This is a genomic window from Bacteroidota bacterium, assembly GCA_016718825.1.
Lineage (GTDB): Bacteria > Bacteroidota > Bacteroidia > J057 > JADKCL01 > JADKCL01.
In genome coordinates this window covers 24,018-31,003 of sequence record JADKCL010000047.1, presented here as the reverse complement: position 1 = coordinate 31,003, position 6,986 = coordinate 24,018, and the positions used below count along the sequence as shown (strand labels likewise).

The 6,986-nt window shown below is 48.5% G+C and carries 9 protein-coding genes; 1 reads left to right on the top strand and 8 read right to left on the bottom strand.

Going from position 1 to position 6,986, the window contains the following annotated elements; all coding sequences use genetic code 11:
• From IPN95_27665 to IPN95_27630, 8 genes are all read right to left on the bottom strand, one after another.
• Nucleotides 1-222 (bottom strand): RHS repeat-associated core domain-containing protein (locus IPN95_27665; GenBank protein MBK9453127.1); only part of this gene is annotated, 222 nt, incomplete at its 3' end.
• Nucleotides 191-568 (bottom strand): hypothetical protein, encoded by a 378-nt coding sequence (locus IPN95_27660; GenBank protein ID MBK9453126.1) that lies wholly within the window; start codon nucleotides 566-568, stop codon nucleotides 191-193. The genes IPN95_27660 and IPN95_27665, both read right to left, overlap by 32 nt.
• 182 nt (nucleotides 569-750) lie before the next feature.
• Nucleotides 751-1,464 carry a hypothetical protein gene (locus IPN95_27655; protein ID MBK9453125.1) on the bottom strand — a complete coding sequence of 238 codons (714 nt, stop codon included), beginning with the start codon at nucleotides 1,462-1,464 and terminating at the stop codon, nucleotides 751-753.
• A gap of 821 nt (nucleotides 1,465-2,285) precedes the next feature.
• On the bottom strand, nucleotides 2,286-2,609 hold the full coding sequence (locus IPN95_27650) for a hypothetical protein (GenBank protein MBK9453124.1): 324 nt from the start codon (nucleotides 2,607-2,609) through the stop codon (nucleotides 2,286-2,288).
• Nucleotides 2,610-2,902: 293 nt separating this feature from the next.
• The gene (locus IPN95_27645) at nucleotides 2,903-3,754 is read right to left on the bottom strand and encodes a hypothetical protein (protein MBK9453123.1); all 852 of its coding nucleotides are present in this window, start codon (nucleotides 3,752-3,754) and stop codon (nucleotides 2,903-2,905) included.
• Between the two features lie 476 nt (nucleotides 3,755-4,230).
• On the bottom strand, nucleotides 4,231-4,503 hold the full coding sequence (locus tag IPN95_27640) for a hypothetical protein (protein MBK9453122.1): 273 nt from the start codon (nucleotides 4,501-4,503) through the stop codon (nucleotides 4,231-4,233).
• A 148-nt stretch (nucleotides 4,504-4,651) separates the two neighbouring features.
• The gene (locus IPN95_27635; GenBank protein MBK9453121.1) at nucleotides 4,652-4,843 is read right to left on the bottom strand and encodes a hypothetical protein; all 192 of its coding nucleotides are present in this window, start codon (nucleotides 4,841-4,843) and stop codon (nucleotides 4,652-4,654) included.
• Nucleotides 4,844-4,847: 4 nt separating this feature from the next.
• The gene (locus IPN95_27630; protein ID MBK9453120.1) at nucleotides 4,848-5,222 is read right to left on the bottom strand and encodes a hypothetical protein; all 375 of its coding nucleotides are present in this window, start codon (nucleotides 5,220-5,222) and stop codon (nucleotides 4,848-4,850) included.
• Between the two features lie 201 nt (nucleotides 5,223-5,423).
• On the opposite strand from IPN95_27630, the gene IPN95_27625 reads away from it, so the two are divergent.
• Nucleotides 5,424-6,200: a hypothetical protein gene (locus IPN95_27625; protein MBK9453119.1), complete on the top strand. Its 777-nt coding sequence runs from the start codon at nucleotides 5,424-5,426 to the stop codon at nucleotides 6,198-6,200.
• Nucleotides 6,201-6,986 lie beyond the last annotated feature (786 nt).

Genomic DNA, 6,986 nt, shown 5'->3' with positions numbered 1-6,986 from the left:
ACCCTCTAATCCATCAATATCAATCATCGCAATGGGTGAATTCGAGGCATATTGGAATGGCGTCAACTCAGGGTAGATTGGCGCCAAAGGATCTACATTCAAAAACCTTCCCAATCGTGGGTCATGAATCCGGAAACCGTAGTTGTACATATTTCCATCACGATTCCACTCATCGTCGGATTCCTTCCCATTAAACCCAAACCGATACCGATCCCCACTCACCCAATGGCGATTCGCAAGCTACATCCCAAAAGGCGACGGGCCTCACAAGCTGCGTTCCTCGCTTGCTCTTTTCCACCACATCCGCGACGTAATAATCGACAAGTGGAACATTCACCAACTGTAAATCCACCCCGATCTTCACATCAGAACCCACGGCAAGCACGTTCCCAAGGTGGTTTTTGAGCTCGTAAACCTTCCGCCCACGATGCAAGGTGTATTTCCCCCAAACAGCCTTCTCAGTCGGTTCTGGGTCGATGCCAGGCTCAATGTCCCCGACATTTACCTCCTCACTCGCATTCCCGCTCACACTGCCTCCGACACCGCCGCCATAAGCGTCCCGCTTCACAGATTTCAAAGAACCACGTTGACCGAGCGAATCGATCAAACTATCAGCAAGATAAGGATTTTCGGAGGAATCCTCGCCTTCGGCAGACGCGGGTCCCTAGAAATCCCCGTAAGAAAATTCATCGATGGCCGCGCCGCTCTGATGCACCACAGATACGATGCCCCTACGTGATAACAATCAACTTATATGGCCAAGATCCCAAGCGGGTTATAGAATAAACTTGTTTGCTCATAATTTGAGGGGATTCTCTCCTTGATCCGATGCTCTTGCCCATGAATATCCAGAATTGTTGAAGCCTGCATCGAAAAATCCTTGGACCTTTGAATCATTGCAATCCCACAAGATTCGATCAACAGCCCTGCTTTTGTTTCATCCGAGATGGAATCAACGCGCAACTCAGGCAGCCCAAAGCAATGAAATCCGCATGTTTGAATCCTTCCTGCCTGATTGATCATGTTTACAAACGAGTAGAGCAATGCAGCTGCCTCGAATCGCATTTTACAATAATACTCCCAATCTACGGGTGCGAACGCCAAGCCACTTGAGTCGACTTTTATACCAATTCCCCCAAATCGAATGAGGCTCGTCCCAATTTCTAAAATTTGTTGAGCAAAATCATTTCCTGCGTTTTCAGAAGTTACGAGTGCAATTGATCGATGCCTTTCAATTGATTTCAGAATAGATTTTTCGATGCGACCATACCCCCCAATTTCAAACGCCCGGGTCATATTTGGGTCAGACTTGAGGAAATTCAATTCAAAGATTGTGCCTGATGTTTGGCTTCGAAGAAGACCACCTGCTAACATGAATCCAGAATTCCCGCTAGCAAATTGAGCTACCAATTCATTTTCTGCTGTCCAATTCCCGGGCACAACAATTGCTATTCTGTTTTTCATCTATCAAATTTATTTAATGTCCAGCGCCCAACTTCTGCAGAACTGTTTTTTTTGAATTCTGGGAACGATTTTGCATACGCAGTCATTTCAAGGTTGTGTCGTCAAGACCTTTCACGACGTAGTGCCTGATCATTGCGACTGAAATCATAGCTGCGAAACTGAGTGCCAGTTTGTCGAACCTGAACGCCAATCGCCTGCAATCCAATGTGGAAATCCCCAGCTGCCCCTCCGCACTCACACGCGCACTCACACTTGAACTGCCTGCGCACTCGCCCTCCCCACGCACACTACCTCCGCAGGAGGCCTTGTGCTGATCTCAAAGAACTGCGTTGACCGAGCGCCCCGATAGCTATCGGGGCAATCAAACTCTCAGCAAGATAGGGATTTCCGGCGGAAACCACGCCTTTTGCGGGCGCAGGTCCACAGAAATCCCCGTAGAAAAAATCACCGATGGCCGCGCCGCTTTGATGCACCACGGATACGATGCCGCCTTGACAGGCTGGGAAAATTGGTCGTAATGCAATGGAGGTGAAGCTCTCTCTTTCTAATACCCATCATTTTAGGTTCCGGCGGCTTCCGATTCTCGGAACAAGTGCCGCGGCCGGCAATTCATCCAATTGGGGTTCCACAAATACGTTGGTTCTGAAATTCATAACCAGGCGCTTGATATGAATTTCAGAACCAACATGATTGCGGCGGTAAAATTGGATGAATTGCCGTAGGTTTCAACCTACGGACTTGATGAAGGTTGGAACCTGACTTGGGGGAATCCTCAAAAGGATAGAACTAGATCTGGCTATTGGAAACCTAAATTTCGTGGATTAGGGCTCCCACTCAGCAGGCAAAGCCACCAACTGCGCAAATTCAGCGGCATTTTCGCCAAATCCAAGGATGATCCGCTCGCCGGCTGCCAGGGTGTCGGTTAATGGGAGGGAGTCAGCGCCAGCGTGCAAAGTGTTAGCCGACAGGTCCAGGTCAATCCCGCTTCGCGAGGACACAGTGCCGGATTTGTTGATGAGGACGAGGTATTCGCCTTCGTTGTATTCCTTGCCGGAGGGGAAGATTTTGCCTAGTCCGCAGGCTAAAGACCTACGGTAATTGAGTAGCCAAACCGCCGTAATCAATAACCGCTGAAATTGAGACAATGGTACTCGAATTTGCTTGACTCAATTTCAGCGGTCAAGTTTGAACATAAGGCAGGCTAATCAATTACCGTTTGCTTCAGCTGACGGCCACCGCGGCTTGCAACTTACTTTGTTAAGGCATTCCCATTTCTATATAGTTTCAACCATTTCCGGCGGCCAGAAAGTCCCCGCAGGAAAAAATCCCCGTCTGTGGTACTTGTCCCGCGCGCAGGAACCGACGGAGTTGCCGACGTTCACCATCCGCCCCTTTCAATCATCGCATACGCGGCATCTACAATCAACCAAAAAAAATGCTACAAAATCTCAATAATTGATTCATCAAATCCCCTGACAACGGTTACCGTGGGAGTCTTCCCTACGCTCTGGAGCGTTACAACTACGCAACGAGAAGGAGTAGGCGGGATCGAGAATATTTCAGACGTAACCTGCCGAAAGAGAACATAAACATCATTTTGGACGACCTTTACATCTAAAAGCTGGATATCATCTGCAACTTTGTGTCTCCAAAGCAATGTTCTTTTTTCAAGGTCAAAAACATACGCATGCGACTCAAATGCAGGGTTGGCATTGTAGTAATGTGCAACAAGAACCAGATATTTCTCCCGGAAAAAATCAAATGTCCATGTGCCTCCAAAAGCGGCCACACGTGGAAGAATTACGTCTCCCATTCCTCCTTGCCCTTGAAATATGCGAAGACCATTATAATAGGCCACGCAATATTTTTCGGAACATTTCAACTCCGATTGACCACGTTCGAAACCCGATATGATCGATTTTTGAGCATTTTTGGCCTCATACCGGAGAAATTTTGAGAAGTTAAGGGTACTCTGATTCGAGTCAGAACAATCCGTTGGAATGCCGGAGCTTGCCGAATCCAAATAATATTGCCAATCATCATCCCTTGAGACCGAATAAAGCATTCCACACCCATTGTACAATACCCTCCCCTTGAAGTCAAACGAATCAATATCTATGGACGGGTGTTCCTGTGAACCCAATCCACGGACGGCATACACGCGATTCAAGGAGGTTTCTTTCCTCACCAAAAAGATTTCACCATTCGACTGTCCGTAAGTCGGCAACGAAATCAATAACAGGAGCTCTAAACCAAGCAAAAATTTCCTCATAGTGCCGTTGTTCTTCATAGAATCTAATCGCTTGATCTTTCAAATGTTGTAGAACATGCGCTAAAATGACCCCTTTATACCATTTTTCAACGAATCGGATCAGAACCCATCTCAAAAATAGGACATCTCCAACAGTTCTGCATGTGATGCTGTCGAATTCTGATTACCCGTCGAAAAATAACCGAATGCCAATTGATTCGCATAAGCAATCCGTCAGCGACAGTGGGTCATCGCCAGTGTGCAAGGTGTTAGACGACAGGTCGAGGTAAATACCGGACTTGTCAATGAGGACGAGGTATTCGCCTTCGTTGTATTCCTTGCCCGCGGGAAAGTCGTTGCCTGTCAATCCCGCAGGCTAAAGACCTACGGTAATTAAGTAGCCAAACCGCTAAAATCAATAACCGCCGAAATTGAGACAATGGTACTCGAATTTGCTTGACTCAATTTCGGCGGTAATATTGAACAGAATGTGGGCTACTCAATTTCCGTTTGCTTCAGCTGACGGCCACCGTGGCTTGCAACTCACTTTGTTCAGGCATTCCAATTTCAACATTGTCTCCGAGATTTTCGGCGGAAAGTCCATAGAAATCCGCGTAGGAAAATTCATCGATAGCTGCACCGCTCTGATGCACCACGGATACGATGCCGGACTTGTTGATGAAGACGATGTATTCGCCTTCGTTGTATTCCTTGCCTGCGGGGAAGTCGTCGCCTAGTCCGTAGGCTAAAGACCTACGGTAATTGAGTAGCCAAACCGCCGTAATCAATAACCGCTGAAATTGAGTCAGTGGTACTTGAATTTGCTTGACTCAATTTCAGCAGCAAGGTTGTACAAATAGCGGGCTACTCAATTTCCGTTTGCTTCAGCTGACGGCTACCGCGGCTTGCAACTCACTTTGTTCAGGCATTCCAATTTCAACATTGTCTCCGAGATTTTCGGCGGAAAGTCCATAGAAATCCCCCGTAGGAAAAAATATCGATAGCGGCACCGCTCTGATGCACCACGGATACGGTGCCGGATTTGTTGATGAGGACGATGTATTCGCCTTCGTTGTATTCCTTGCCGGCAGGGAAGTCGTCTCCTGTCTTCGAATCGTAAAGCACCAAGGACCTATCGTTTACCTCCTCGCATATTAAATTTATGCAACATTTCTCCATTGTTGTTGAATAGGTAGTACTTATTATACTTCTCCCTTCCGTTTCCATTTCTCCTGAACGGAAAATCGAGGAACGGAACCTCAATTTTAAGAGTACCTCCGGCAGCAATGATTGTCTTGTCTTCCACCCGATGGGAGAAGATTTCGATGGGTCGCTTGTGTACGGCAATTATATAGCCTGAAACATCAATATCGCTCGATGAATGACTACAAAGTACGATATCACTTGATTCATTGACCAACACCACGCCGCAAATAATGAGGTCTTGGGCATGCAATTGAAATCCAAGAATGATGAACATTCCAAATAGCAGCAATTTTTTTTTCATGGCCATCAACGATTGTATTTTAGCTATCCTCGCCGATCGTCCCCTCAAAGACACCCCAATGTAGCGCCTTCGGAACACATTTTTGTGATTTATTTTCATAGCACAGTGCACGTTTGCGCGTCCCTTGGGAGGAGTCACCCTAGCGAAGGCGGCTGCAAAAATTTGAAAGCGAATTTCCCCAACATTCTCTATATTAGCCTCATGAACGAAAACAACGAAGACAACGAAGACATCCATTTCGAAAACGAGCTCAAGCGCCTGAAGCTCCAAATGGAAACGGGAATGAACTTTTCCAAGGTGGACAGCAGCCTGCCGCCGGAGATCGAAGGACAATTTCTCGACTACATTTCCAACTTCGAAAGGGCCTATCAAAACGCTGTCCAAACCACCGTGGAGGCCTTTTTGGGCAATCCGACTTGGCGTCCCGTGGCAGAAATATCCGACGACGAAATTGCCGATGCCCTCGATGCAGCCCTGGAAATCCTCAATGAAAAGAACATGAAAGTCAACGTGCTGTATGACGTGGAAGACAGGGAAGTCTACCGTTTTATCACCGAGGAATTGATGGCCGTCGAAATCGATGACATGCACGTTCCAGGGATGTATTCGAACTTCATTTACGAGGAATTTCATCCGAATGACCGCGAGGACGCACGCATGCAAGCGGAATCCTTTTTGCGTTGTTTCCTGCACGAATCCAAGGAATTGAACTGGAAGTCGGAGGTTACCTCCGAAATGCGAAACAGCGCCCATTTCACGGGATTCCACGAAGGATTCGACGCCTTCCGCGATGTCAAACTCTATGTCGGCAACATTCACCTCGAGGGCGATCGTGCGACGGCAACATTCGAAGGCAGCTTCAAAGCCATCTTGAAAGGAGAGAAATTCGCCTTTTCCGGTACCGGCAACATCGAATTGGTCAAAGAAGACGAATGGTGGTTGGTCTCGGGGCTGACGCTTCCTAGCATGAGCAAGTAATTCCGCGTTGCCCACCCTATTTCTCCCGCGTTGCCAATCCTCCGCGGTTGGTTAACACGCCGGCTTCCGCCACCCTATTGCCACGCGGTATTTGGGTTGGCAACGCTACTTTGCCCTGGCACTCACACGCACACTGGAATCTCGCACTGTAAACCCGGCCCTCTCAGCACAAGTTGTAAGGATTGGCAACGCTCCGCTGTAAAACCGCGTTGCCAACCCTATCAGCACAAGTTGTAAGGGTTGGCAACGCTACTTTGCCCTGGCATTCACACGCACACTCGAATCTCGCACTGTAAACCCGGCCCTATCGCCACGCGGTGTTTGGGTTGGCAACGCTACTTTGCCCTGGCATTCACACCCACACTCGAATCTCACACTGTTAATGCCAGCCCTTCTCCGCCGTTGAACCGGCTCAATCGCAGCGCTCAATCACTCATTCAAAGTCGTAGAAGGTAGCCAGAACAACTGATTTTCTGCGAAAATCCCGCGCCATGGCCCCCCTCTCCGCGACTTTTCCGCAAGGAAAATTCGTGGAGAGGGGCCGGGGGTGAGGCGACAAACGAAAAGGCAGCTGCAAGCGCAGCGCCACATCACGTGTACGGACACGCACACCCAAAAAGCACAAGCATGGCACATTCCCACTCACACTCGAATCTCACACTAAAACCCCCCTCGCGCGGTGCCAACGCTTCGCCCGGCACCCTCACACGCGCACTCACACTGGTCTCCGGGTGAGGCGACAAACGAAAAGGCAGCTGCAGCGCAGCGCCACAGATCAAACACACT

Excerpts from the sequence above, each read along its gene's own strand:
- IPN95_27655 (MBK9453125.1), bottom strand. The coding sequence starts at position 1,464 with ATGAAAAACAGAATAGCAATTGTTGTGCCCGGGAATTGGACAGCAGAA.
- IPN95_27645 (MBK9453123.1), bottom strand. The coding sequence starts at position 3,754 with ATGAAGAACAACGGCACTATGAGGAAATTTTTGCTTGGTTTAGAGCTC.
- IPN95_27630 (MBK9453120.1), bottom strand. The coding sequence starts at position 5,222 with ATGAAAAAAAAATTGCTGCTATTTGGAATGTTCATCATTCTTGGATTT.
- IPN95_27625 (MBK9453119.1), top strand. The coding sequence starts at position 5,424 with ATGAACGAAAACAACGAAGACAACGAAGACATCCATTTCGAAAACGAG.